Genomic DNA, 26,699 nt, shown 5'->3' on the forward strand with positions numbered 1-26,699 from the left:
CTATCGGATATGAATAAAGAGATTTTGCTGGTCGTTGACGCAGTATCCAACGAGAAGGCGGTACCCCGCGAGAAGATTTTCCAGGCTCTGGAAACCGCGCTGGCGACTGCGACCAAGAAGAAATATGAAGGCGAGATTGAAGTTCGGGTCGAGATCGATCGCAAGACCGGTGACTACGACACTTATCGCCGCTGGGTCGTCATTGCGGATCAAGCCGCGATGGAGAACCCTTACGCTGAAATCACCCTGGAAGCGGCGCAGATTGATCAGCCGGAAATCCAGATCGGTGAGTATGTTGAAGACCAGATCGACTCTGTGACCTTCGACCGTATCACTACCCAGACCGCCAAGCAGGTTATCGTGCAGAAAGTGCGCGAAGCCGAGCGTTCACAAGTAGTTGATCAGTTTAAAGATAAAGAAGGCACCATCATCAGTGGTGTGGTCAAGAAGAGCAACCGCGACAACGTCATCCTGGATCTGGGCAGCAATGCTGAAGCCGTGATCTTCCGTGATGACATGCTGCCGCGTGAAACCTTCCGCCCGGGCGACCGTGTCCGTGGCCTGCTCTACGCAGTTCGTCCGGAAGCCCGTGGTTCCCAGCTGTTTGTCAGCCGTTCCAGCCCGGACTTCCTGAAAGAACTGTTCCGTATCGAAGTACCGGAAATCGGTGAAGAGATGATCGAAATCATGGGCGCTGCCCGTGACCCGGGTTCCCGCGCCAAGATCGCGGTGAAGACCAACGATCGTCGTATCGACCCGATCGGTGCCTGTATCGGTATGCGTGGTGCCCGTGTGCAAGCTGTCTCCGCCGAGCTGAGCGGTGAGCGTGCCGACATCGTGCTGTACGATGACAACCCGGCCCAGTACGTGATCAATGCCATGGCGCCTGCCGATGTGGCCTCCATCATCGTTGATGAAGACAACCACACCATGGATATCGCCGTGGAAGCTGCCAACCTGGCGCAGGCCATCGGTCGCAATGGTCAGAACGTGCGTCTGGCCTCCCAGCTGACCGGTTGGGAGCTGAACGTGATGACCGTTGAGGACATGCGTGCCAAGCACCAGGCCGAAAACGACCGCATCATGAACCTGTTCACCAGCACCCTGGACATCGACGACGATTTCGCCGGTCTGCTGATGGAAGAGGGCTTCTCTACTCTGGAAGAGATCGCTTTTGTTCCGGTCAACGAGCTGCTGGCTATCGACGGTCTGGATGAAGACATGGTCGAAGAGCTGCGCAAGCGCGCCAAAGATGCCCTGACCACCAAGGCGCTGGCCAAAGAAGAGTCTTTCGATGGCGTCGAGCCGTCCGAAGAGCTGCTCAATCTGAACGGTCTGAGCCGCGAACTGGCTTACGCTCTGGCGGGCCGTGGCGTGGGCACCCTGGAAGATTTGGCTGAGCAAGGTATCGATGACCTTGCTGATATTGAAGGGCTGACTGCCGAGAAGGCAGGTGAGCTCATTATGGCTGCTCGCAATATCTGTTGGTTCGGAGAAGAGCAGTCCGAGTAAGATCAAACGGAGGAAAATGAATGGCAGAAGTATCAGTCAAACAACTTGCCACTGACATCGACACACCGGTTGATCGTCTTCTCCAGCAGTTTGTCGATGCCGGTATCAGCAAGAGCAAGGCCGACGACATGGTTAGCGAGTCTGAGAAACAGGCTCTGCTGGCACACCTGAAGAAACAGCATGGAGGTGACGAGGTCGCCGCTCCTGCCCGCATGACCTTGCAGCGCAAGACCAAGAGCACCATCAGTGTTCAGGGGTCTGGCGGCAAGAACAAGGAAGTGCAGGTAGAAGTGCGCAAGTCTCGCACCTATGTAAGACGCTCGGCGCTGGAAGATGAACAGCGTCAGGCGGAAGCCGAGGAAACAGCGCGTTTGGAAGCAGAAGAAAAAGCTCGTCGTGAGGCCGAAGACAAGGCTCGCCTCGACGCTGAAGAGAAGGCTCGCCGTGAGGCTGAGCAAGCTCGTCGTGAAGCTGAGGAAAAGGCGCGGATCGAGGCACAATCAAAGGCTCGACAGGCTCCACAGCCCGCCAAAGCAGCCAGTAGCACAGCTCAGCAAGAGGCAGAAAAGATGGCCAAGCGCGAAGCAGAAGAACTGAAGCGCCAACAGGAACAAACAGCTTTGCAAAAAGCTGAAGAACTCGCCGCGAAGAAAGCCGAAGAGGCTCGTCTCATGGCGGAACAGAACTCGGCCCGTTGGGCTGAAGAAGAGGCCGCTCGCGCCAAAGAGAGCAGCGACTACCACCTGACCACCAACAAGCATGCGCAAGCCGCAGAAGACGAGTTGGATCGGAAGGAAGAGACCAGTCGTCGTACCGCTGCCGCAGCGGTCAAAGCCCCGAAAAAGGCTGGTCGTCGTGAAGATGACCGCGACTCTCGCAACCCGCGTGCCCGTAAAGGCAAGCGTGGCAAGGTCGCCATGCCGAACGCCATGAAGCACGGCTTCAACAAGCCGGCTGCCGTGGTGAACCGCGACGTCGTCATCGGCGAGACCATCACTGTGGCCGAGCTGGCCAACAAGATGGCCGTCAAGGGCGTTGAAGTCATCAAGGCGATGATGAAGATGGGTGCCATGGCCACCATCAACCAGGTGATCGACCAGGAGACCGCTCAGCTGGTCGCCGAGGAGATGGGTCACAAGGTTGTGCTGCGTCGTGAGAACGAGCTGGAAGAGGCGGTACTGTCCGATCGTGACGAGACCTCCGAAGCCAAGCCGCGCGCACCGGTCGTGACCATCATGGGTCACGTTGACCACGGTAAGACCTCGCTGCTCGACTACATTCGTAAAGCCAAGGTTGCTGCTGGCGAAGCCGGTGGTATTACCCAGCATATCGGTGCTTACCACGTCGAAACCGACAGTGGCATGATCACCTTCCTGGATACTCCGGGTCACGCGGCGTTTACCTCCATGCGTGCTCGTGGTGCCAAGGCGACCGATATCGTGGTACTGGTTGTTGCTGCCGATGACGGCGTCATGCCGCAAACCATCGAAGCAATCCAGCACGCCAAGGCAGCCGCTGTGCCGCTGGTTGTTGCGGTCAACAAGATCGACAAGCCGGAAGCGGATCCGGATCGCGTCAAGACCGAGCTGGCCCGTTACAACGTCATGTCCGAAGATTGGGGTGGAGACTGCCAGTTCGTGCACGTATCCGCCAAGTCTGGCGAAGGCATCGACGATCTGCTGGAAGCCATCCTGATCCAGTCTGAAGTGCTGGAACTGAAAGCGGTAGTCGATGGCATGGCCAACGGCGTGGTGATCGAATCCTTCCTGGATAAAGGTCGTGGTCCGGTTGCTACCGTACTGGTACAAGAAGGTACCCTGCGTCAGGGTGACATCGTGCTGTGTGGTCTCGAGTACGGCCGTGTTCGCGCTATGCGTGACGAACTGGGTCGCGAGATCAAGGAAGCGGGTCCGTCCCTGCCAGTGGAAATCCTCGGTCTGTCCGGTGTTCCCTCTGCCGGTGATGAAGCCACCGTTGTCCGTGACGAGAAGAAAGCCCGTGAAGTGGCGCTCTACCGTCAGGGCAAGTTCCGCGAAGTCAAGCTGGCTCGCCAGCAGAAGGCCAAGCTGGAAAACATGTTCGCCAACATGACCGAGGGCGAAGTGTCCGAAGTGAACGTGGTGATCAAGGCCGACGTACAAGGTTCTGTGGAAGCGATCTGCGATGCGCTGGTCAAACTCTCCACCGACGAAGTGAAGGTGAAGATCGTGGGTTCCGGCGTAGGTGGTATCACCGAAACCGACGCGACCCTGGCAGCTGCTTCCAGCGCCATCCTGGTGGGCTTTAACGTCCGTGCCGACGCTTCTGCGCGCAAGGTCATCGAATCCGAGAGCCTGGATCTGCGTTACTACTCAGTCATCTATGACCTGATCGACGAAGTGAAGCAGGCCATGAGCGGCAAGCTGGCCCCTGAGTATCGTCAGGAGATCATCGGTCTGGCTGAAGTGCGTAGCGTCTTCAAGTCTCCGAAGTTCGGCGCCGTTGCCGGCTGTATGGTCACCGAAGGTGTGGTCAAGCGTTCCAACCGTATCCGCGTTCTGCGTGACAACGTGGTTATCTATGAAGGCGAGCTGGAATCCCTGCGCCGCTTCAAGGATGACGTCAACGAAGTTCGTAATGGCTACGAGTGTGGTATCGCGGTCAAGAACTACAACGACGTGCGCGAAGGCGACCAGATCGAAGTTTACGAGACTGTTGAAATTCAACGGACTCTGTAAGCCAAGAGTCAGACAAAATAGGGGGCCGCGGCCCCCTTTTATCGCAGGATAGAATATGGCCAGAGAATTCAGCCGGACCCGTCGGGTCGGACAGCAGATCCAGCGTGAAATCGCGCTGATCCTGCAGCGCGAGGTGAAAGACCCGCGTATCGGCATGGTGACCGTTTCCGATGTGGAAGTGTCCCGTGACCTCAACTATGCCAAGATTTACGTCACCTTCTTGCAGCTGGAAAATGATGCCGAGCGCATCAAGGAAGGCTTGCTGGGTCTGACCGAAGCAGCTGGATATATCCGTAGCCTACTGGGCAGCGCCATGCGTCTGCGCGTGGTGCCCGAGCTGCGTTTCTACTACGACCAGACCCTAGTCGAGGGGATGCGTCTCTCCAACCTGGTGACCAACACTGTGCGTGAAGACAAGCGTCGCATGGCCGAATCCGGCCGTGACGAAGAAGCTGAATCCGCACCGGATGATACGACTGAGGATAAAGCCTGAGATGACCCGAAGACGTCGTTTCAAGGGCCGTGATGTGCACGGCATTCTGCTGCTGGACAAGCCGACCGGCCTGACCTCCAACGATGTGTTGCAGAAGGTCAAGCGCATCTACAACGCAGCCAAGGCCGGTCACACCGGCGCACTGGACCCGTTGGCAACCGGCATGCTGCCGATCTGCCTCGGCGAGGCCACCAAGTTCTCCCAGTATCTGCTGGAAGCGGACAAGCGCTATGAGGTGACCGCCAAGCTGGGCGAGCGCACCAACACCAGCGACTCCGATGGCGAGGTGGTCTCCACCCGTCCGGTGAACGTGGCAGTCGGTACCCTGATCGAGGCGCTGGACCAGTTCCGCGGTCCGATCATGCAGGTGCCATCCATGTACTCGGCGCTCAAGCACAACGGTCGTCCGCTCTACGAATATGCCCGCGAAGGCATCGAGATTGAGCGCGAAGCCCGTCCCATCACCGTATTCGAGCTCAAACTGCTGAGCTTTGAAGGTGATGAAGTGCGCCTCGAAGTGCACTGCAGCAAGGGCACCTACATCCGCTCTCTGGTGGATGATCTGGGTGAAGTGCTGGGTTGTGGTGCTCACGTCTCCCAACTGCGTCGTACCCAGGTTGCCAGCTATCCGTATGATCGGATGCTGACGCTTGAGCAACTCGAGTGCATCTTCGAGCAGGCCAAGGCCGAGAGCATCCCGCCGCGTGAGCAGCTGGATCCGCTGTTGCTGCCGATGGACACCGCCGTGGCTTCCCTGCCAGAGGTGAACATGCTGGCCGTTGTGGCTGCCTATGTGAATCAGGGCCAGGCTGTGCAGGTGGCCGGTGCGCCGCAAAGCGGTCAGGTTCGCATGACGGTCGGCCCGGAGCGCGAGTTCATCGGGGTTGGCGAGATTGATGATGATGGCCGCGTCGCGCCCAAGCGACTGGTGCGTTATCACGACGATAACAACGAGGAGTGATCCTCCTCGGGCGGTATCGGTATCACTTTGCCTGCGCGCGTCTTTATCATTGCGTAAAGGGGCGGGGACGATTATGATACCGCCCTCATTTCACGGCTGAATTAGAGATTGGCTGTGAACCTTTAAACACTCTACCGGAGTAATACCATGTCTCTAAATGCTGAGATCAAAGCTTCCATCGTTGCTGACAACGCTCGTTGCGCCAACGACACTGGCTCCCCCGAAGTGCAAGTTGCCCTGCTGACTGCCCAGATCAACCATCTGCAAGGTCACTTCAAAGAGCACTCCAAGGACCACCACGGTCGTCGCGGTCTGCTGCGCATGGTTTCCCAGCGTCGTAAGCTGCTGGACTACCTGAAGCGTAAAGACGTTCAGCGTTACGCTGCTCTGATCGCCAAGCTGGGTCTGCGTCGTTAATCGACCATCAGATTTCGCGAAAAAGGGGAACCATCAGGTTCCCCTTTTTTTATTGCTCTTCAAGCCGTTGCCTGCCTCACAGAATTCGCGTCGCCGCTTACCTTTTGCATCGAATCAAGTATACTTGTGCGCGAATTTAAAGAGCCAAATTGTAAAAAGGAAATTCACGTGAATCCTATTGTAAAGTCATTCCAGTACGGTCAACACACCGTCACTCTGGAAACCGGTGTGATGGCCCGTCAAGCCACTGCGGCCGTAATGGTCAGCATGGACGATACCTGCGTATTTGTGACCGTAGTTGGCAAGAAAGAGGCCGATCACGGCCGTGATTTCTTCCCGCTGACCGTCAACTATCAGGAGCGTACCTATGCTGCTGGTCGTATCCCGGGTGGTTTCTTCCGTCGTGAAGGCCGTCCGAGCGAAGGCGAGACCCTTATCTCCCGTCTGATCGACCGTCCTATTCGCCCGCTGTTCCCGGAAGGCTTCCTCAATGAGGTTCAGGTCGTTGCGACCGTTATGTCCGTGAATCCGGCCGTATCCCCCGACATCGTTGCCATGATCGGTGCCTCTGCTGCACTGGCCATCTCCGGTATCCCGTTTGGCGGCCCGATTGCGGCAGCCCGCGTGGGTTACATGAACGGTCAGTATGTGCTGAACCCGACCACCACCGAACTGCCGCAGAGCGATCTGGATCTGGTGGTTGCCGGTACTGCCAACGCAGTACTGATGGTTGAGTCCGAAGCGGCCATCCTCTCCGAAGAGGTGATGCTGGGCGCCGTGGTATTTGGTCACGACCAGATGCAGACTGTGATCAATGCGATCAACGAGTTTGCCGCTGCCGTCGGCACCAAGCCGTGGGACTGGACTCCGCCTGCCGTCAACGAAGCGCTGAAAGCCAAGGTTGCCGAGCTGGCGACTGCCGAGCTGGGTGAAGCCTACCGCATCACCGAGAAGGCTGTACGTTATGAAACCATCGCTGCCATCAAGGGCCGTGTGGTTGAGCAAGTTATTGCGTCCGGCGTGGAAGAAGATGCCAAGAAGATCGGCGAAGAGTTCCACAGCCTGGAAAGCCGCATCGTTCGTGGTCGCGTAGTACGTGGCGAGCCGCGTATCGATGGTCGCGATCCGGAAATGATCCGCGCCCTGAGCGTAGGTACCGGCATTCTGCCCCGTGCTCACGGCTCTGCCCTGTTCACCCGTGGTGAAACTCAGGCCATCGTGGTTGCCACTCTGGGTACCGAGCGTGACGCGCAGAACATCGACGAGCTGACCGGCAACCGTGCCGATCGCTTCATGCTGCACTACAACTTCCCGCCATACTGCGTCGGTGAGACCGGCATGATGGGTAGCCCGAAGCGTCGTGAAATCGGTCACGGCCGTCTGGCCAAGCGCGGCGTTGCTGCGGTGATGCCGAGCGCCGCCGAGTTCCCGTACGTGGTGCGCGTGGTGTCTGAAATCACCGAATCCAACGGTTCCTCCTCCATGGCCTCTGTCTGTGGTTCCTCCCTGGCGCTGATGGACGCGGGTGTGCCGATCAAGGCCTCCGTTGCCGGTATCGCTATGGGTCTGGTGAAGGAAGAAGAAGGTTTCGTGGTGCTGTCCGACATCCTGGGTGACGAAGATCACCTGGGCGACATGGACTTCAAAGTGGCCGGTACTACCGAAGGTATCACCGCGCTGCAGATGGACATCAAGATCGAAGGCATCACCAAAGAGATCATGGAGATTGCGCTGAAGCAAGCTCGTGGCGCTCGTCTGCACATCCTGAAAGTGATGGATGAAGCTATCCAGGCTCCGCGTGCCCAGATCTCCGATTTCGCACCGCGTATCCACACCATCAAGATCAATCCCGAGAAGATCAAGGATGTGATTGGTAAGGGTGGTTCCGTGATCCGTGCGCTGACCGAAGAGACCGGCACCAACATCGAGCTGGATGATGACGGTACTGTACGTATCTCCGCCGTGGCCAACGAAGCCGCCATGGAAGCGATCCGTCGCATCGAGGCCATCACCGCCGAGATCGAAGTGAACCGCATCTATGAAGGTAAAGTTGTCCGTCTGGCCGATTTCGGTGCATTCGTCAACATCCTGCCGGGCAAAGATGGTCTGGTACACATCTCCCAGATCACCGACGCTCGCGTACAGAACGTGGCTGACCACCTGACCATCGGTGACGTGGTCAAGGTGAAGGTACTGGAAGTGGATCGTCAGGGCCGCGTACGTCTCTCCATCAAGGAAGCGAACGCCCCGACCGAAGCGGCTGCACCTGCTGAGGCTGCTCCGGCCGCTGAAGAAGCGCCTGCTGCGGAGTAATCTGCTCGCCTGATACCGGACCTGTGCCGGTTGATGTAAAAAGTCCGGCTCCCCTTGGGGAGCCGGACTTTTTTTATGTGTAATAAGGGGATATATGATTACCTGCCGAGGATGGCGTACTGCATCTCTTGCAAGGGAAGCACATGGCGAGCAGCCCCCAGCTTGATCGCCTCCTTGGGCATGCCGAACACCACGCAGGATGCCTCATCCTGGGCATAGGTGTTGGCACCAGCCTCCAGCATCTCGCGCAATCCCCGTGCGCCATCATCCCCCATGCCGGTCATGATGATACCGGTGGCGTTCTTGCCGGCATATTTGGCGACAGAGCGAAACAGCACATCCACCGAGGGACGATGGCGGTTGATGAGCGGCCCGTCGACCACCTCGACGTGATAGTAGGCACCGCTGCGCTTGAGCAGCATATGTTTGCCGCCAGGGGCAATCAGCGCCAGCCCGGGGATCACCCGGTCATTGTTTCTCGCCTCACGCACTTCTATCTGGCAGACCCCGTTCAGCCGTTCGGCAAACATGGCGGTAAATTTCTCCGGCATGTGCTGCACGATGACAATGCCGGGGCTGACCCGGGGCAGGGCCGTCAGTACTGCCTCAAGGGCCTGGGTGCCACCGGTCGAGGTACCGATGGCGATGAGCCGCTCGGTGGTTTGTGCCATGGCGTGCTGATTGGGTGCCAGCATGGCATCGGCGTTCAGCTTGGCGCTGACTGGCACAGAGGGGGGCTTGCCCACGCGCTTGAGGTTAGCCTGGGCCGCAGCACGTACCGCCATAGCCAAGTCGTGGGCAGATTCTTGCAGAAAGCTTTTTATCCCCATGGTCGGCTTGGTGATGATGTCCACCGCGCCGGCAGCCATCGCCTGCAAGGTGGTCTCGGCCCCCTTTTCGGTGAGGGAGGAGCAGATCACCACTGGCGTCGGGTGCTCCGCCATGATCTTGGTGAGAAAGGTGATGCCATCCATACGGGGCATCTCCACATCGAGCACGATGACGTCAGGCCACTCTTTCTTCAGTTTTTCCTGCGCAAACAGGGGATCCGATGCTGTGGCGATCACCCGGATATCGGGCTCCTGATCCAGCACCGCTTGCAATACCTGTCTGACCACGGCGGAATCATCCACCAGCATGACCCGGATCTGCTTCATTCTCGCGACTCCCGTTGATGTGGCAGACGATGATGGCGGAGCCAGACACTACCGTTACTGAGTTCAAAAATCAGGCTTCGGTGGCCGCTATGGCCAAGATGGTGGGCTTTGATATCGAGCCCAAGGTGTCGGGTCAGCTGCCAGGCTGCCTCAATATTTCTGGTGGCCACATTGTTATCGCGTTTGGCGTAGTGTGGCTGGTCGAACATATTGCCGCCTCCGAACAATTTGATCTCGTATTCGTCGAGAGGGGGTGGATATTGCGCAATAGCTTGTAATAGCAAGGTGATGGCTTCATCGGCATAGCGGCCATCCAACAGGGTGGTTGGCCGCCCTCGAGTTGGCAGCATGTAGTGGCACATACCGCCCATCTTTTGTTCCGGATGCCACAGGGTGATGGCAATGCAGGAGCCCAGCACGGTTTTGAGGACAACATCCTCCTTGCCAAAGAAGAGTTCACCGGGTTGCAGAATCACCTCCCGAGCCATGATTTATCTCTTCTGGTAAATGGAGGGAGATACCAGCTGCAGTCCATGATGCAAGCCATGCAAACTCTCTGCATGGCTGACCAGCAGATAGCCACCGGGTTTGAGTTTGGGCACCAGCCGCTGCAACACTTGCCCCTTGGTCTCCTTGTTGAAGTAGATCATCACGTTTCTGATAAAGATGACGTCAAACAAGCCGATGTCCGGCAGATCCTGATTGAGGTTGATCTGCATAAACTGCACCTTGTCCCGTAACTTGCGATCGATGATGAAGATCCCCTCCTGCAGGCCAACACCCTTGAGGCAGTATTTCATTAAAAAGGGCAGGGGAATGTTGTGCGCCCGCTCGATGGGGTAACGGCCGCTCGTCGCCTGTTCCAGCACCCGGGACGAGATATCGGAGGCCAGGATCTCCCAGTTGAGGGGGCCACGTTTCTCCGCGAGGGTCATGGCCAGACTGTAGGGCTCCTCTCCGGATGAACTGGCTGCGCTCCAGATCCGCAAGGTGCGTTCACTCGGGAAGTGTGCAAGCACCTCCCGGGTCAGAAACTCGAAGTGTTTTGGCTCTCTGAAAAAGTAGGTTTCGTTGGTGGTGAGCAGATCGAGCGCCAGCTGCAGTTCGCTGCTGCGATCGTTCATGATGAGCTGGAAGTAGTCGTCATAGCTGTCCAGCTCATAGTGGCAGAGCCGTTTTGCCAAGCGGCTGGCAACCAGCGCCTTCTTGGCTGGAGACAGCTCTATCCCCGCCGTTTGATGAAGCCAGCGTTGGAAGCGGGAGAACTCGTCATCATGCAGCTGGGTTTGATACAAAACCCTGTCCCTCTACCTGTGTTGTCGGATGCGGGAGAGGCAATGCCTCTCCCGTGACTAGAACCGGACAAAATCGCCGTCGTTGATGGGGCGTTGTGTGGTGGAGGCCCGCTCCCGACTGTTGGCATTGTTCTCGTTCATAAAGCGCCCTCGGGTAGTGGGGTGAAGGTGCGAGGTGGCTTTGCCTTCTTTGGTGTGGGCCTCCAGGGTAAAGAATTCCATGGCCAGCTGCAGTTGCTCGGCCTGGCTGCTCATCTCTTCCGCTGTGGCAGCCAGCTCTTCGCTGCAAGAGGCATTTTGCTGGGTAACCTGACTCAACTGATTCATGGCCAGGTTGATCTGGCTGACGCCGGTGGACTGTTCATTGGAGGCGGCGCTGATCTCCTGCACCAGGTCCGAGGTCTTGTTGATGGAGGGCACCATCTGATCGAGCAGACGACCGGCTTTTTCCGCCATCTCGACGCTGCTTGACGCCAGTTCGCCAATCTCCTGTGCTGCAACCTGGCTGCGTTCGGCCAGTTTGCGCACCTCCGCCGCCACTACGGCAAAGCCCTTGCCGTGATCGCCGGCGCGCGCCGCTTCGATGGCGGCGTTGAGCGCCAGCAGATTGGTCTGGTAGGCAATATCGTCGATGATGCCAATCCGTCTGGCGATCTGTTTCATGGCATCGACGGTCAGTTTGACCGCTTCCCCTCCCTCGACGGCTTCTTTGGCTGCCTTGCTGGCCATGCCATCGGTGACCTGGGCGTTGTCGGTATTCTGGTTGATGCTGGCGCTCATCTGCTCGATGGAGGCGCTGGTCTCTTCCATGCTGGAGGCCTGTTCACTGCTGGATTGGCTGATCGACTGGGCAGTCGCGCTGACTTGCTCGGCGGCACTGGAGAGATTGTCAGAGGCGCCACGCACTTCGGTGACAATCTTGGTCAGCGAGGCGATAGTGGTGTTTAGCGAATCTTTGGTGGTGCCAAAAATACCGGGATAATCAGCCTCTATCTGTTGGGTCAGATCCCCTTTCGCCAGACACTGTACGACCCGGATAACATCGTTGAGGGTACTGTCGATCACTTCGGCAATCTGGTTTATCCCTTCCCCCATTGCCTGAAAGAAGCCGCTTTTACCCGTCAGCTCCATCCGGCGGTGCAGCTCGCCATTGATCACGGCCTGCACGATGTCGGACATCTCTTTCTCTATCATCACCTCCTTGGTACGGTCTGCCCACTCGACCACGGAGCCTAGTCGCTCGCCGCTATCGTTGAAGACCGGATTGGCAATCAGGGAGAAGGTGCGTCCCCCCAGCTGGATCTGGGTGCGGTAGGTGCTGTTGAGTTTGGCCAGCATGGCGCGCTGATGGCCGGGATTTTTATGAAAGCTGTCGATATTGGCGCCCATCAGCTGATTGGCATTGAAGCTGTAGAGCTCTTTTTTGATGTCGCTTTCAGCCTGATTGAGCATGCCGGTCACCGCCTCGTTCATGTAGATAATGTCGAGGTCGGTATCGGCGATCATCACGTTGGTGCTGGCGCAGTCGAGTGCCTTGCGAACCAGCCGGTTTTCATGAAGCAGCACCTGGCTATTCCTGATCTCGTGCCGGCTTTGCTCCAGCTTGCCGCTCAACAGGGCAATCACGTCGTTGACCGCGACGGCCACTTCACGCAGCGGGCTATCCAGTCCGGAAAGTTCGATTGCAGCCGGAGCCTGATCGTCTTCAATGGTGCGCTGTAATTGCCCGATAGCATTGAGTAGTTGGGCCTGCTGTCTTGCTTCGGCCGCGCGGCTTCCGAATAGTTTGCCAAAGAGTGAGTGGGTCATGAGCGTTTCCTTATGCTGCATGTCGTGGAGTATGGGGGCCTGTTCAGGAGGGTTGCAGGTTGCTTTGTGGCAACCTTGCCTGTGGCTGGGCCAGTTCACTGAGTTGAGCCATCTCATCGAGTGACAACACTTTTTCGGTATCGATGAGGATGACGAATTTGCCGTTGACCTTACCCATGCCGCTGATAAAGTCGGCCCGGATGCGGGCACCAAAACTGGGCGGGGGCTCGATATCTGCTTGTGGGATACCCAGCACTTCCGATACGGAATCCACCACGACGCCTATATCCTGACCCACAGGTTCATCGCCCTGTGGGGCCATCCCCTCAATGATGACGATGCAACTTCGGCGAGTGATGAGCGACGGGGCATTGCCAAAGCGGGCGTTCAAGTCGACGACCGACACGACCGCTCCTCTGAGATTGATTACGCCGCGAATAAAACCGGGCATCATCGGGATCGGAGTGATATTGCCGTATTCGATGATCTCTTTGACCCCCAGAATATTGATGGCGAACATCTCGTTGTTGATCAGAAATGTCAGGTACTGAGCATCGCCACTGCTCTCGTCAGCGGCCGCTGATGGCACCGTGATGTCGGTGGGTGTATGCATGGTCGCCTCCGGTTAGAAACGGACAAAATCCGCTTCATCAATGGCATGGGATGATGGTTGATTGGGCTGGCTGGCCCGTTGTGGCGGTGCGATGAAACTGCCTCTGGGAGGTACCCCCTTGTGGTTGGCCTCATGAACTCTGGCATTAACCTGGGGGCGTTTTTCCAGTGCAAAAAAGGCCATGGTTTGTTGCAGTTCACTGGCTTGCGAGCTCATCTCTTCCGCCGTGGCAGCGAGCTCCTCGCTACTGGCTGCATTTTGCTGCGTGACCTGATTGAGCTGGCTCATGGCCAGGCTGATCTGGTTGGCCGCGCTGGCCTGTTCCCCGGAAGCCGCATTAATCTCTTGTACCAGATCAGAGGTTTTACGAATGGAGGGGACGATCTTCTCCAGCAGGCTGCCGGCCCGCTCTGCCTTGCTGACGCTGTCGGAGGAGAGTTCGCCAATCTCTTGCGCCGCGATCTGGCTGCGTTCCGCCAGTTTCCTCACCTCGGCGGCAACTACCGCGAAGCCTTTGCCATGCTCTCCGGCGCGAGCCGCCTCGATGGCCGCATTGAGGGCCAGCAGGTTGGTCTGGTAGGCGATGTCATCGATGATGCTGACTTTCCTGGCGATTTGCTGCATGGCCGTCACCGTCTGTTGCACGGATTGACCCCCTTCTGTGGCCTCCAGCACCGAGTTACTGGCCATGCTGTCGGTGATCCTGGCGTTCTCGGTGTTCTGGTTGATGCTGGCGCTCATCTGTTCGATAGATGCGCTGGTCTCCTCCACACTGGCCGCCTGCTCGCTGGTGGCCTGACTCAATGCCTGCGCCGTATTGCTCACCTGATTGGAGGCATTGGTCAGGTTGTCGGCGGCGTTACGAACCTCTTCGATGATATTGGTTAGCGCAGTGATGGTCTGGTTGAGGCCATCTTTGGTCTGGCCAAAAATACCGGGGTAGGGTTCATCGATCCGCTGGGTCAGATCCCCCTTGGAGAGTGCGGTGGCGATGCGCATCACATCTTCCAGGCTGGTATCCGTGACATGGGAGAGGCGATTCAGCAGCTCGGATACCCGTTTGATGTAGCCCTGGCGATCCTCCAGTGCAATCTTGTGGCTGAAGTCTCCTTGCTCGACGGCGGCGGTGACCAGGGTCTCGATATCCGTGATCAAGGCCCCCAGCTTCTTGACCATGTTGTCCATCGCCATCAAGAGCTGACCCGCTTCATCATTGGACTCTATCTTGATCGATACATCCAGATTGCCATCGGCCAGACTATTGGCCACACGCAGGGCCTGCTCAATGGGAGTGATGATGCTCTTGATCAGCAGGGTGCCAAACCAGGCGGCGAGCACGATGCCGACCGCGATAACCACCGCCATGGTTATCAGCATCACGTCATACCAGGATTGCGCCGCGGTATATTCCGACTTGGCCACATTGAGCTGCAGGTTCACCAGCTCGGTGATCTTGTTGCCTATCGGGTCGATGGAGCCATAGAGGGTGCCGTCAAAATTGTTCAGCATGCCGGCAATCATGCCGTGCTGGGTGGCGAGGAATTTCTCCAGCTTGCCAATATCGGTATCGGCCGCGTTGAACAGGGTGCTCGCCTCGGCTGACAAGCGCTGCTCCTCCGGGGTGAGAGTGGTGGATTGGTAGTGCTGCCACTCGCTCTTGATGGTCTGCTGGGCCTGTTTTATCTGATTCAACGCCTCTTCTGCCGGGATCAGCCCCGCATTAGCCTTGTTGAGGTTGTCGATGATCGAGACGGCATAGCTGTCGGAGATGGTCTTCAGCTGCTTGAGGGGAACCACCCTGTCGTTGTACACGCGCTGTAGCCCGGTATTGCTGCTCTGCATGTTGTATAACCCGAGGCCGCCAACGGCCAGCAGCAGCAGGCAGAGCAGGCAGAGCAGCACGATGAGGCGCAATTTGATGGTGGAGTTTTTAAACATGATGGCCCCCTCAGTTGAGGCTGGATTGAGGTTGGTTGCGCGACACCGTCAGTTGTTGAGCTGACAGGATTCCAGGGTGATCGCGTGCTGGATGAGTGAGGGAATGTCGAGGATCAGGGCGACCTCTCCTCCCCCCAGAATGGTTGAGCCACTGATGCCCTGCAGGCGCTGGAACAATTTCCCCAACGGTTTGATGACGGTCTGGAATTCTCCCAGCAGTTCATCCACCACCAGTCCGGATTTTTTGCCTGCGTGGCTGACCACGACAATGTTCTCGCGCCGCCCCTTGCTGCCATTGGTATCGAAGTAGTGTTGCAGGCGGATAAAGGGCAGCACCTCTCCACGCAAATTGATGTAATTGCGCCCCTGGGTGTCTGCCAGTGAACTCTGGGTCAATTCAACGCACTCGATCACCATATCGAGCGGAATGACGTAGTGGGTGTCGCAGACTCGCACCAGGAAGCCGTCGATGATGGCGAGGGTAAGCGGCAGGCGGATCTGCACACGGGTGCCTTTTCCCGGGATGCTGTCGAGATCGACCGTACCACGCAGGGCAGTGATGTTGCGTTTGACGACATCCATGCCCACCCCGCGACCGGAGAGGTTGGTGATCGACTCGGCGGTGGAGAACCCCGGCTCGAAGATCAGGTTGTATATCTCCTGATCCGTCAGCGTGGTGGTTGCGCTGATCAGACCGCGTTCGATGGCTTTTTGCTGGATCCTGGCTTTGTTGAGACCGGCGCCGTCATCCCGAATCTCGATGACGATATTGTTGGAGTCGTGATAGGCGTTGAGATTCAGGGTGCCGCGGGGGGATTTGCCTGCCAGCAGCCGTTGTTCTGCCGATTCGATGCCGTGATCCATCGAGTTTCTGACCAGATGCATCAGCGGATCGCCGATCTTCTCTACTACCGACTTGTCCAGTTCGGTCTCGGCTCCGGAGATCACCAGAGTGATATCTTTGTTCAGCTCCTGACTGACATCGCGCACCACCCGCTGGAAGCGGTTGAAGGTATCGCCGATAGGCACCATGCGCAGGCGCAGCGCGCTGTCACGGATCTCTTCCACCAGCATGGCAATGACCGAAGTAGCTTCCTGCAGCTGGCTTTCTCGGGTGCGTTGGGCCAGCAGATTGGCCCCTGAACTGGCGACCACCAGCTCCCCGACCAGATTGATCAGATCGTCCAGCTTGTCGGCATGTACCCTGACGTAACGACCCTCTTTACTCTTGCTCTCCTTGGTCTGGTTCTGTTTTTTCAGGGCTGCATCGACCACGGCTTCATTGACTGCTCCCTGCGCAATCAGGATCTCCCCGAGTTTGGGCGCTTGTTCAGCCGGGGTGGCTTGTTGTGCCTGCAGACCGTTGGCCAACTCCTCTGCGGTCAGTGCGCCGGTGTTGACCAGCAACTGGCCCAGCATGGCGTTGTCTTCCGGTAGCGACTCGATCAGGTTGATGAACTCGGCGATCTTGCTGTGGGGCGGCAAAATGGTGATCTGGCAGTCATCTCGGACAAATTCAAAGACATCGCTGATGGCCGTCTTGTCTGCCTGCGAGTCGAAGTCTATCTCGTAGCCGAGGTAGCAATTCTCAGGATCGAATTGCTCCCAATCCGGTAGCGCCTGATGGATGGTCTCCACCGAGCAGAGGGTTCCGAGTGTGCCGAGATAGCGCAGAAATGCGGCGGGATCCATGCCGTTGCGCAGTACATCGGGACCAAAACGCAGGGAGATATGCCACAAGGAGGCTGAGCTGGTAATGCCCCCCTCTTTTTCGATCCTGGGTTCCGGCTTATGCACCGTATCTGGCAGCGTGGCATGGGGGACGCACTGATGACGGGTGAGGGCGAGCCTCAGCCGTTCATCCTGGTTGGCATCACCATCGCTTAACATGCTGCCCTGTTCCGCAACGACACTGATGAGCGTCTGGATGTGATCACTGCTCTCCAGCAGATCCTTGATAAGAGGGGAGGTGACGGTGAGCTGCTGATTGCGGATCTGGTCGAGCAGATCCTCGACGATATGGGTAAACCCGACGATGGGCTGCAGACCGAACAGGCCAGCCGACCCCTTGATGGTGTGAGCTGCACGGAAGATAGCGCCAATCAGCTCGCTATTGTCAGGGTCAGCCTCCAGTGAGAGCAGCGCTGACTCCATCTCTTCGAGCAATTCGCGTGCCTCGGCGATATAGGTTTGTAAAGCCTGATCAAGATCGATGCTCACGGTGACTCCTTGTCATGCTGGCTCAGGGCCGTTCGCCATGGGTGATGAGGGTGGGGTCGCCAAAAAAGGCCGAGAGCTGGCACAGCTCCAGCAGTTCAAGCACAACATGGCTATGCCAGACCAGCGCCAGGGAGGAACCTTGCTGCAGTGCGGTTTTCTTTGCCGCCAGCAGCAGTTGCAGCCCGGCGCTGTCTATCTCGGATACCGCCGCCAGATTCAGCTCCAGTTCGAGCCCCTGATGCAATAAGGGCGAAAGGGCCTCTTTCAGCTCGCTGACTGTATAGATGGTGATCTCGTCCGGCAGGGTCACCACCACCTTGTTGTCGAGCCGCTCGCTCTGTAGTTGCATGATGCGCTTCGGATCACGGCATGATGAGTTTGGCGACAGCGGCCAGCATCTGCTCGGGCTGGAAGGGCTTCACCACCCAGGCTTTGGCTCCTGCGGCTTGTCCTTCCTGCTTCTTGCTGTCTTGCGATTCGGTGGTCAGCATGATGATGGGGGTGAATTTATAGCTGGCCAGCTTTTTGGCCTCTTTGACGAAGGTAATGCCATCCATGTTCGGCATGTTGACGTCACTGATGATCAGGTTGATCTTCTTGCCATCAAGTTTGTTGAGCGCATCTTTGCCGTCAGAGGCTTCCATGACCTCATAACCGGCTCCCTTGAGGGTCATGCCCACGACTTGGCGAATGGTTGCCGAGTCATCCACGATCAGGATCGTTTTGCCCATATCTATCTCCTAGAAAAATGTGATGTCGGCGCTGCTTGGTTGCGCTTTGGTAGAACGGGTGGTGCGACCATGGTGAATATTGCGCTGCTCGTCGGTGGCGTATGAGAGCTCCATCTCTGCCAGCCAGCGATTGGCATCGATCTGGATTGGTCCAGATGAATTGCTGTGTTGCTCCGAAGCGATCAGGTGGCTGGAGAGGCTCTCCATGTTTTGTCTGACGTGGCTGAGGATCTGGCTGACCCGGTCTTGAAATTGCAGCGAGACAATGACGCTGGAGATTTCGCGATGGATATCGGTGCTCTCGTTTTGCAACAGGGAGGCGGATTCCGCCAGGCTGTCGGTGGCATGGCGAAAACGAGCCAGCACCTGTTCAATGGTCTGCTCCGAATTGAGCGCCGAGGCGTGATCCCGTGCGGCAGCATTTTCGGCAATCTGGAAGGCGCGACCGATAGCGGTATTGATGGTGTCTACCTTGTCGGTCATCTTCTGGGCTGTTTCGCTGGAGAGGCGGGAGAGGTTACGCACTTCATCAGCTACCACAGCAAAGCCACGACCGGCTTCCCCTGCCCGTGCCGCTTCAATGGCGGCGTTTAGGGCCAACAGGTTGGTCTGGGAGGCGATCTTGGCCACATCCATGGCCATGGTGTTGAGCTCTATGGTGTAGGTGGTGAGGCTTTTTATCTCACCCAGCATGGCGTCCCGATTGGCCTGGGCGGAATGCAGGATGGCAACCACCTCATTGAGTTGCCGCTGGCTCTCGCTCAAGACGCCGGCCATGCCACGGGAATTGGCATCACCCAGTTCGCCGGCTGCCAGATGGGAGGCATTGACCGCCTCTTCCAGCTTGTTGGCAAGCCCGCTGAAGCGCTGGGTCAGGTCAATCATCGCCGCTTCGGTTTGTTGACGAGAGTTTTCAATCTGTTGGGACCAGATGGGCAGCGCCTTCTCGCACACCTGTTCCAGCCCGACGATGGAATGGGCGATGGCATTCGTAGCGGCGGGTTCTATCTGTTCGGTACGATTGCGGTGTATGTGCTGATGGAAGTGACTCGATGTCCAGAGGGCTGCGGCAATGGCAACCAGCACATTGAGCAGCAGGTAGAGAGGTGACAGCGCATCGGCGAGTTGTAGCAACAGGCAGCTCAGCAGACCGAGCCCGATGCAGCAAATCCAGCAAACCGGTTCCCAAAGCGGTGTGTTCACGCCACTTTTGTGTTGTGCCATACGTAGCTTATCCCTGTGCAATTATTTGGTAAGAGGTAAAGAAGCGGGACTGCAACAGTCATGGTGCCCCTTGAAGCTCTTTTCTTTATTTATAGTTGGCACAATAAGGTTAGCGGAAAAAAATAAATTGGCTGCAAATCGGATTTGTTTGTATCAGCGATTGCTGTATCGAGAGCATTGCGAAGGGGGAGCAGAGAGAGGTGGGGGAAAAAAAGAAGAGTAGGAGCCTGACGGTTCAGGCTCCTGATGAGGATCAGGCCTCGTTGGCGTGGGCCTTCTGGCAACCTTCGACGGCGTGGGCAATCAGCTCCAGCGCGCTCTTGTCGCACGGGGGCAGTTCAGCCTCGCACTTACTGATAGGGGTAACACGATCACCCCACTTGATGATGGCGGCACCCCAGGTCAGACCGGCACCGAAGGCTGCGGTGAGCAGATAGGAGTTCGGCTTGACGCGGCCCTGCTCCAGCGCTTCGCACAGGGCGATGGGCACGGTGGCTGCGGAGGTGTTGCCGTAGTTTTCGATGTTGACCATTACCTTTTCCATCGGCGCGTTCATCCGCTTGGCGAGGGTCTCGATGATGCGGATGTTGGCCTGATGGGGGACGATCAGGTCGACCTGCTCCGGCGCAATACCGGCCTGCGCCAATACAGTGCTGGTGGCTTCACCCATGCCGCGCACAGCGCGTTTGAAGATCTCCGGGCCTTCGAAGTTGAAGGTGAACAGGCCGTCGACATCGGCAAAACGCACCCGATCGGTACCGAAGTTCGGTACGTGCAGGATCTCCCGCGCTTCGCTGTCACAGCCGAGCTTGTTGGCAATCAGGCCACACTCCTGCTCGCTTGCCTCGATCACCACGGCACCGGCGCCATCGCCAAACAGCACGGCGGTATCGCGGCGTGCCCAGTCCAGCAGATAGGTGAGGCGTTCGGCGCCAATCACCAGCACCTTCTTCATCATGCCGGTCTGCACCAGCGAGGTCGCGACGGAGAGGGAGTAGACAAAACCGGTACAGGCAGCGTTGAGGTCAAACACGGCGGCGTTGACGGCCCCGAGCTTCTTCTGCACCGCAGAGGCGGCGCTTGGCAGCAGGTTGTCCGGGGTGGCGGTTGCCAGGATGATGCCATCGAGATCGCTGGCTTCCAGACCGGCGCAAGCGAGCGCGCGGCGACCGGCCAGGGTAGCGAGATCCGAAGTGCTGACATGGGAGATCCGGCGAGCCTTGATGCCGGTGCGCGGATAGATCCACTCGTCTGACGTATCCATGATGGTGCTGAGGTCATCGTTGGTCAGCACGGAGGGAGGCAGGCATTTGCCCCAGCCGGTGATATTGGCGTATTTCATCTTGTTACCGCTTCTCAAAGTGGATCGCCCGCGGGCGGAAAATCGTGCAATTATGCCGTACGAGACAACCACTGTCATCTTGTGGTCATGGTTATGTGCAGGGCGAGCAGCTGCGTCAGCTGGCCGCAAAGGGCTGCAACGTGCTGAACATGGCAGGAAATTTTGCTTAAAACGCGGGGCTCGTCTGCCCTAAGATAGGCGTTTCGCCACCGATGAGGGTATCCCTTGCTCAGAGTCAATCTCAACTTGCTGCCGACCCTCAAGGTGCTGCTGGAGACCCGTAATATCAGCCGCGCCGCCGAGCTGCTGCACCTGAGCCAACCCTCCATCAGCAAGCAGCTTGCCCAGTTGCGTAGCGAGTTTGACGATGAGTTGCTGGTGCGGGAGGGGCAACGCTGGCTGCTGACGCCGCGTGCCGAACTGCTGGCTGCCCAGCTGGCGGATTCTCTCGGTGCGCTGGAGCGGCTCTACGAAGCGCCCGGGTTTGACCCGAGCCGCTGCGAGCGGGTATTTCGGCTCGCTTCTTCTGATTACGTTGCCCAACATATTCTGCCCGATATCTGCGCCGCGCTCGCCAACGAGGCGCCGTTGGCGGCGCTGGAGTACAGCCTGTGGGACAAGCGTCAGCTGCCGCAGCTGTGGCAGTCCGAGCTCGATTTGGTCTCCACCATCACCGAGCAGGTACCGGATCAGATCCGTGGTCTGCATCAGGGGGAAGATCGGCTGGCGGTGCTGATGGGACGTCACCATCCGCTGGCAGGCAAGGCGCTGAGTCTCGATGACTATCTCGCCTGGCCTCACCTGCAGGTGAGTGGCGGTGGTGACAAGGACAGCCCGGTGGAGCAGGTGCTGGCGCCGCAGGGACTGAGTCGGCGCTGGTTTGCCAGAGTTCCCTTCTTTCAGGCGGCGGTGGAGGTGTTGCTGCGCACCGATTGCCTGATGACCACCCCGGCTCATATCGCCTGGCAGCTCTCCTGCGGTCATGGGCTCACCTTTGTCGATCTGCCCTTTGCTACCCGCGACCAGCAGTATCATCTGCTGTGGCACCAGCGTCACCATCAGGATTCAGCCCACCGCTGGTTTCGCGAGCTGGCCTACCCCTTCCTGCGGGATCACCTGCAACGCACCGTCGGCGAGAGTCGCAAGCAGCTCGATCTTGGTGATTAGCCCCAGTCAGTTGTGTGGTGCTATAGCCATCAGTTATGGGTTCTATTCATAACTTTCACTACTGGCATAATGGCTCAGCCCGTACCCTGAGTGCAGGTCATCATATCGAGCACAAAAGAGGAAAAGCATGGAACTGACGAGTTGGCTGGCACTGGCCGCAATCTGCGTGATGGGCGCCATCAGCCCGGGGCCGAGTCTGGCGCTGATCATCCGCAACACGGTGCAGGGCGGGCAGGGTCACGGCGTCGCCACCGCGCTCGGTCACGGCTTCGGAGTCGGTATCTATGCGCTGGTGACCGCGCTTGGCCTCTCCATTCTGATCACCCAGACCCCGATCCTGTTTGATCTGATCCGCTACGGCGGCGCCGCATTTCTTGCCTGGCTCGGGGTGAAAGCCTTGCTGGCAAAACCAGTCAGTGGTGAAGCGAGTGAAGAGGTGCACCAGCTGCGTGGTCGGCAAGGCGCCTTTGAAGGTTTTATGGTGGCTTTCCTCAATCCCCAGCTGGCGGTCTTCTTTATCGCCCTGTTCAGCCAGTTTGTGCGAGCCGATACCGGCTGGAGCGAAGGGGGCATCATGATGCTCACCGCTGGCGGGATCGACGCCGTCTGGTACGTGCTGGTGGCGCTGGTGCTCTCGCGTGGGCCCGTACTGGCGTGGCTCAAAGCCAAATCCTTCGTGATCGACAAGGTGAGCGGTCTGGTGCTGCTTGGGTTGGCCTTGAAGGTGGTGCTTTAGTCCTCTCGTGGGCGATCTGTTGCTGGCAATCAAGGTGGTTCTCTAATCCTGCATTTTTGGGATACCTTAAGCGGGATCAAGGCAGGCGGGTGGTGAATGGGCTAGAGTAGCGCCCATTTGCTGTCCGCCCTGATCCCGAGACCATGCACCAGAACAAGCACCCGTTAAGCTATAACAACCGGTTGGAGCTGCTGGCTCCGGCCAAGAACCTCGCCTACGGCATCGAAGCCATCAACCATGGTGCCGATGCCGTCTATATGGGGGGCCCGGCCTTTGGCGCCCGCAGTGCGGCGGGCAACTCCCTCGAGGATATCGAAGCGCTGGCGCGTCACGCCCACCGTTTCGGTGCCCAGGTCTTTGTCGCCTTCAATACCTTGCTGCACGATCACGAGCTGGAGCAGGCCCGACGGCTGACCCACCAGATTTACGAAGCCGGTGCCGATGCGCTGATCGTGCAGGATATGGGACTGCTGGCGCTCGACTTGCCTCCCATCGCGCTCCATGCCAGTACCCAAACCGACAACCGCACACCGGAGAAGGTGAAGTTTCTGCAGGATGTGGGTTTCTCTCAGGTGGTGCTCGCTCGCGAGTTGTCGCTGGCGCAGATCCGCGAGATCAGTGCGGCGACCAATGTGCAGCTGGAGTTTTTTATCCACGGCGCGCTCTGCGTCTCCTACAGCGGCCAGTGCAACATCAGCCACGCCCGTACCGGCCGCAGTGCCAACCGCGGTGAGTGTGCTCAGCTCTGCCGTCTGCCCTGCTCGCTGCAAAAGCCGGATGGTGAAGTGTTGGTGGCCGACAGCCACCTGCTGTCGCTCAAGGATATGGATCAGACCGACAACCTGGAGGCCTTGATCGAGGCGGGGATCCGCTCCTTCAAGATTGAAGGGCGCCTCAAGGGGCTCGACTACGTCAAGAACGTCACCGCCTGGTACCGCAAAAAGCTCGACGCCATTCTCGACAGCCGCACCGATCTGGTGCCCGCCTCGGCAGGTCGTTGCAGCTACAGCTTCGAGCCGGATCCGAAAAAGAGCTTCAACCGCGGTAGCACCGACTACTTCCTCAATGGTCGTCAGCAAGGGATCGACTCCACCAAGAGTCCGAAATATGTGGGCGAGCCGCTGGGGCGTGTCACCAAGGTGACGCGTGACGGTATCGAGATCGACGGCAAGCAGGTCAGCCTCAACAACGGCGACGGTCTCGGCTTCTTCAAGCCGAACAACGAGCTGGTGGGGATGCGCCTCAACAAGGTCGAAGGTAAGCAGTTACTCCTGTCAGAACGCATGCCGGGGTTGAAAGTGGGCACCGAAATCTACCGTAACCACGATCAGGCGTTCAGCAAGATGTTGGAAAAGGCGAGCGCGGATCGCCGCATCCGGGTCGATATGGTGCTGGCAGAGTGCGATGAGGGCGTGAGCCTCACGCTTACCGATGAGCAGGGCATTAGTGCCGCGGTGACGCTTCCCTGTGACAAACAGCCTGCCGACAACTCGGAGCGGGCGTTGCAACAGGCGCGTGACCAGCTCGGCAAACTCGGCAATACCCTGTTTGTGGCGCGCAAGATTGAGTTGGCATTCACTCACCCGCTATTTATCGCCGCATCACAGCTCAACGGCTTGCGTCGGGACGGAATCGCCGCGCTGGAGGCCGCGCGCGTGGCCAGCTACCAGCGTCCCGAGCGACGCATCGCCCTGCGGGATATCAGTTATCCCCAGCACCGTCTCTCCTATCTTGGCAACGTACTGAACAGCGCCGCCGAGCAGTTCTTCCGCGAACACGGGGTGGAGCGTATTGCCCCCGCCTACGAGGCGAACAAGGAGGAGGGTGAAGTGGTGTTGATGATCACCAAGCACTGCATCCGTTACAGCCAGAACCTCTGCCCGAAAGAGGTGCCCGGTCTCAAGGCCGAGCCGCTGGAGCTCAAGATGGGTAAAGACACCTTCCGCCTGCGTTTTGACTGCAACCGCTGCGAAATGCAGGTGATGGGGAGTTTGAAGAGGTGATTTCCAAACCGCAGTTCTGTTAAATCAGAGCGGGTCAGGAAGAAATAAAAAGCCCCGGAGCATGACTCCGGGGCTTTTGTTTGTGGCATTAATGGTTGAACTGTTCGACCTCTTCCCTGTTCGGAATGGAGCTTTGCGCCCCCATGCGGCTGACCGAGATGGCACTGGCACGGTGGGCAAAGAGCACGGCATCACGCAAGGATTTCCCTTCACTCAGCGCAACGGTTAATGCGCCATTGAAGGTATCGCCAGCAGCGGTGGTATCTTTGGCATCGACCCGGAAGCCCGCAATGATCTCCTTGATGCCATCGGCACTTTGCAGATACGCCCCCTTCTCACCCAGCGTGATGATCACATTCTTGACCCCTTTTTGCTGCAACAGGGTGGCGGCCGCTTCTGCGCTGGCGTGATCAGTCACCTTGATGCCGGTCAGGATCTCGGTTTCTGTCTCGTTGGGGGTGATAAGGTCGATATAGGGATAGACATCATCACTCAAGGGTTTGGCGGGTGCCGGGTTGATAATCACATAGGTATTGGCCTGGTGGGCCTCTTTGGCTGCCAGCTCCACCCCATCAATCGGCGTTTCCAGCTGCATCAGCAGGTAGTCTGCCTGGCGCAGGCTATCGAGTTGCTCGGTTACAAATTCTTTGGTCAGCATGGCATTGGCGTTGGGGGCAACACTGATGCAGTTGCAGCCCTGCTCATCGACCATGATAAGGGCCAAGCCGGTGGCCACATCGTCCAGTTGAACCATTTTGCTGGTATCCATACCGGATTGCTGATAATCCGCGATCAACTGGTTGGCAAAATCATCTTTACCCAGGCAGGAGATAAAACTGAGTTTACCGCCCATGTTGCTGACGGCTACTGCCTGGTTGGCGCCTTTGCCACCGCGAGCGCTGAAAAACTCATAGCCGATGATGGTCTCGCCTTTTTTTGGCAGATGGCTGGATTTGTTAACCAGATCCTGATTGGTACTACCCAGAACGACAATTTTATTATTCAACATGATAGTTATCCTGTATTAAATGCTATTCGCGGCGATGATCAGAGCAATGCCAAAAATATAGAAAGCAAACATAGCGTTGATGAGCTTGTTGGTTCCGGCTGGTGCGCTGGCAAATTCACGCCAGACAAAGACACCCCAAATAACGGCAATCATGGTTGCACCCTGACCGAGGCCATAGGAAATAGCGTAGCCAGCCGGGCCAGAGGCCAAAATGCTGAAACTCATGCCAATACTCCAGATAATGCCACCGAGAATACCGACCGCATGCTCTTTAACGGTCCCTTTGAAGTAATCGCTACCATTAATAACCGGGCCAGAGATGGGCTTCTTCATCATGATGGTATTCCAGACAAAACTGGAGAGGAGTACACCAATGGCAAAGAAGACCAGCGCGGAATACGGAGTGAGCAAACCGGCTGCCGGTGCAGAGAAATCAGCGGCCATAGAGGCTGCGACAAAGCGATAGAACCAGCCCATGACCACACCGGCAATGATGGCAGTGATCAAACCACGCATTTTTGCGCTCTGCTGCTGCTTGAGACGGCCGTAAGCAATAGCAGTCAAGATAATCGCAACGGTGACACAGGCTACGCCGATAAAGAGCACATAAGGTTCGCCAACCGGTACGGCCAGATAATTGACGATAACGCCAAGTACCAGTGCAATCCCGACGCCAACCGGGAACGCAACAGCCATTCCCGCCAGCGCAATAGCGGCCACCAGCAAGATATTACCCAGGTTGAAAATGATGCCACCGAGGATGGCCAGGCCAAAGTTTTGCCAATCAGCTTGCTGTAAATCGGCTATAAAGTGGCGACCTTCATCACCGGACGAGCCTAACGTGAACGCCAGCAGCAAGGTAAACAACAGGATGCCGATTGAATAGTCCCAATAATATAACTGGAATGGCCATTTCTTTTCATCAACCAGCTTGGTGGTGTTGGCCCAAGAGCCCCAACATATCATGGTAATAATACACATGATAATCGCAATGGAGTACGAGTGGATGACTAACATAAATACCTCTGTCAGTAATAGTGTA

At 57.6% G+C, this 26,699-nt stretch carries 22 protein-coding genes; 9 read left to right on the forward strand and 13 right to left on the reverse strand.

Annotated elements, in window-relative coordinates; all coding sequences use genetic code 11:
* The first annotated feature begins 9 nt into the window (after positions 1 to 9).
* The 6 genes from nusA to pnp all read left to right on the forward strand — a co-directional run bounded on the left by nusA (position 10) and on the right by pnp (position 8,413).
* Positions 10 to 1,512 (forward strand): transcription termination factor NusA, encoded by a 1,503-nt coding sequence (nusA, locus tag BSP75_RS17590; RefSeq protein WP_005338808.1) that lies wholly within the window; start codon positions 10 to 12, stop codon positions 1,510 to 1,512.
* Between the two features lie 20 nt (positions 1,513 to 1,532).
* Positions 1,533 to 4,229, forward strand: a complete 2,697-nt coding sequence (infB, locus tag BSP75_RS17595) for a translation initiation factor IF-2 (protein WP_075114051.1) — start codon at positions 1,533 to 1,535, stop codon at positions 4,227 to 4,229.
* A gap of 55 nt (positions 4,230 to 4,284) precedes the next feature.
* A complete protein-coding gene (gene rbfA / locus BSP75_RS17600) occupies positions 4,285 to 4,722 on the forward strand; it encodes a 30S ribosome-binding factor RbfA (RefSeq protein ID WP_042060105.1) in 438 nt (145 codons plus the stop codon).
* A 1-nt stretch (position 4,723) separates the two neighbouring features.
* Positions 4,724 to 5,683, forward strand: coding sequence for a tRNA pseudouridine(55) synthase TruB (gene truB, locus BSP75_RS17605; protein WP_042060107.1), 960 nt, complete (start codon positions 4,724 to 4,726; stop codon positions 5,681 to 5,683).
* A 147-nt stretch (positions 5,684 to 5,830) separates the two neighbouring features.
* Entirely contained in the window at positions 5,831 to 6,100 is a 270-nt protein-coding gene (gene rpsO, locus BSP75_RS17610; protein WP_005326646.1) for a 30S ribosomal protein S15, read from the forward strand.
* A 168-nt stretch (positions 6,101 to 6,268) separates the two neighbouring features.
* Positions 6,269 to 8,413 (forward strand): polyribonucleotide nucleotidyltransferase, encoded by a 2,145-nt coding sequence (pnp, locus tag BSP75_RS17615; RefSeq protein ID WP_042060109.1) that lies wholly within the window; start codon positions 6,269 to 6,271, stop codon positions 8,411 to 8,413.
* A 98-nt stretch (positions 8,414 to 8,511) separates the two neighbouring features.
* Here the strand turns inward: pnp and BSP75_RS17620 are convergent, their stop codons facing one another.
* The 11 genes from BSP75_RS17620 to BSP75_RS17670 form a co-directional block, all read right to left on the reverse strand.
* Positions 8,512 to 9,570, reverse strand: coding sequence for a chemotaxis response regulator protein-glutamate methylesterase (locus BSP75_RS17620; RefSeq protein WP_075114052.1), 1,059 nt, complete (start codon positions 9,568 to 9,570; stop codon positions 8,512 to 8,514).
* Complete coding sequence (cheD, locus tag BSP75_RS17625) at positions 9,567 to 10,058, reverse strand: chemoreceptor glutamine deamidase CheD (RefSeq protein ID WP_075114053.1); 492 nt, start codon at positions 10,056 to 10,058, stop codon at positions 9,567 to 9,569. The genes BSP75_RS17620 and cheD overlap by 4 nt, the downstream gene beginning before the upstream one ends.
* 3 nt (positions 10,059 to 10,061) lie before the next feature.
* Complete coding sequence (locus BSP75_RS17630) at positions 10,062 to 10,865, reverse strand: protein-glutamate O-methyltransferase CheR (protein WP_075114054.1); 804 nt, start codon at positions 10,863 to 10,865, stop codon at positions 10,062 to 10,064.
* A gap of 57 nt (positions 10,866 to 10,922) precedes the next feature.
* Entirely contained in the window at positions 10,923 to 12,674 is a 1,752-nt protein-coding gene (locus BSP75_RS17635) for a methyl-accepting chemotaxis protein (protein ID WP_075114055.1), read from the reverse strand.
* 43 nt (positions 12,675 to 12,717) lie between these two features.
* Entirely contained in the window at positions 12,718 to 13,287 is a 570-nt protein-coding gene (locus BSP75_RS17640; protein ID WP_075114056.1) for a chemotaxis protein CheW, read from the reverse strand.
* Positions 13,288 to 13,299: 12 nt separating this feature from the next.
* Positions 13,300 to 15,225: a methyl-accepting chemotaxis protein gene (locus BSP75_RS17645; RefSeq protein WP_042656721.1), complete on the reverse strand. Its 1,926-nt coding sequence runs from the start codon at positions 15,223 to 15,225 to the stop codon at positions 13,300 to 13,302.
* A gap of 48 nt (positions 15,226 to 15,273) precedes the next feature.
* Positions 15,274 to 17,445: a chemotaxis protein CheA gene (locus tag BSP75_RS17650; protein WP_075114057.1), complete on the reverse strand. Its 2,172-nt coding sequence runs from the start codon at positions 17,443 to 17,445 to the stop codon at positions 15,274 to 15,276.
* 22 nt (positions 17,446 to 17,467) lie between these two features.
* Positions 17,468 to 17,794, reverse strand: coding sequence for an STAS domain-containing protein (locus BSP75_RS17655; protein WP_075114058.1), 327 nt, complete (start codon positions 17,792 to 17,794; stop codon positions 17,468 to 17,470).
* A gap of 13 nt (positions 17,795 to 17,807) precedes the next feature.
* A complete protein-coding gene (locus tag BSP75_RS17660) occupies positions 17,808 to 18,176 on the reverse strand; it encodes a response regulator (RefSeq protein ID WP_075114059.1) in 369 nt (122 codons plus the stop codon).
* Between the two features lie 9 nt (positions 18,177 to 18,185).
* On the reverse strand, positions 18,186 to 19,400 hold the full coding sequence (locus BSP75_RS17665) for a methyl-accepting chemotaxis protein (protein WP_075114060.1): 1,215 nt from the start codon (positions 19,398 to 19,400) through the stop codon (positions 18,186 to 18,188).
* A gap of 253 nt (positions 19,401 to 19,653) precedes the next feature.
* Positions 19,654 to 20,742: a ketoacyl-ACP synthase III gene (locus tag BSP75_RS17670; RefSeq protein ID WP_075114061.1), complete on the reverse strand. Its 1,089-nt coding sequence runs from the start codon at positions 20,740 to 20,742 to the stop codon at positions 19,654 to 19,656.
* A 225-nt stretch (positions 20,743 to 20,967) separates the two neighbouring features.
* On the opposite strand from BSP75_RS17670, the gene BSP75_RS17675 reads away from it, so the two are divergent.
* The 3 genes from BSP75_RS17675 to BSP75_RS17685 all read left to right on the forward strand — a co-directional run bounded on the left by BSP75_RS17675 (position 20,968) and on the right by BSP75_RS17685 (position 24,648).
* Complete coding sequence (locus BSP75_RS17675) at positions 20,968 to 21,909, forward strand: LysR family transcriptional regulator (RefSeq protein WP_075114062.1); 942 nt, start codon at positions 20,968 to 20,970, stop codon at positions 21,907 to 21,909.
* A gap of 127 nt (positions 21,910 to 22,036) precedes the next feature.
* Entirely contained in the window at positions 22,037 to 22,645 is a 609-nt protein-coding gene (locus tag BSP75_RS17680; RefSeq protein ID WP_075114063.1) for a LysE family translocator, read from the forward strand.
* A 143-nt stretch (positions 22,646 to 22,788) separates the two neighbouring features.
* Positions 22,789 to 24,648 (forward strand): U32 family peptidase, encoded by a 1,860-nt coding sequence (locus BSP75_RS17685; protein ID WP_075114064.1) that lies wholly within the window; start codon positions 22,789 to 22,791, stop codon positions 24,646 to 24,648.
* Positions 24,649 to 24,736: 88 nt separating this feature from the next.
* On the opposite strand, the gene rbsK is transcribed toward BSP75_RS17685, so the two are convergent.
* The gene (gene rbsK / locus BSP75_RS17690; protein WP_075114065.1) at positions 24,737 to 25,657 is read right to left on the reverse strand and encodes a ribokinase; all 921 of its coding nucleotides are present in this window, start codon (positions 25,655 to 25,657) and stop codon (positions 24,737 to 24,739) included.
* A 15-nt stretch (positions 25,658 to 25,672) separates the two neighbouring features.
* Positions 25,673 to 26,674, reverse strand: coding sequence for a GRP family sugar transporter (locus BSP75_RS17695; protein WP_075114066.1), 1,002 nt, complete (start codon positions 26,672 to 26,674; stop codon positions 25,673 to 25,675).
* Positions 26,675 to 26,699 lie beyond the last annotated feature (25 nt).

Source organism: Aeromonas sp. YN13HZO-058 (assembly GCF_001921245.1).
GTDB classification, from domain to species: domain Bacteria; phylum Pseudomonadota; class Gammaproteobacteria; order Enterobacterales; family Aeromonadaceae; genus Aeromonas; species Aeromonas allosaccharophila.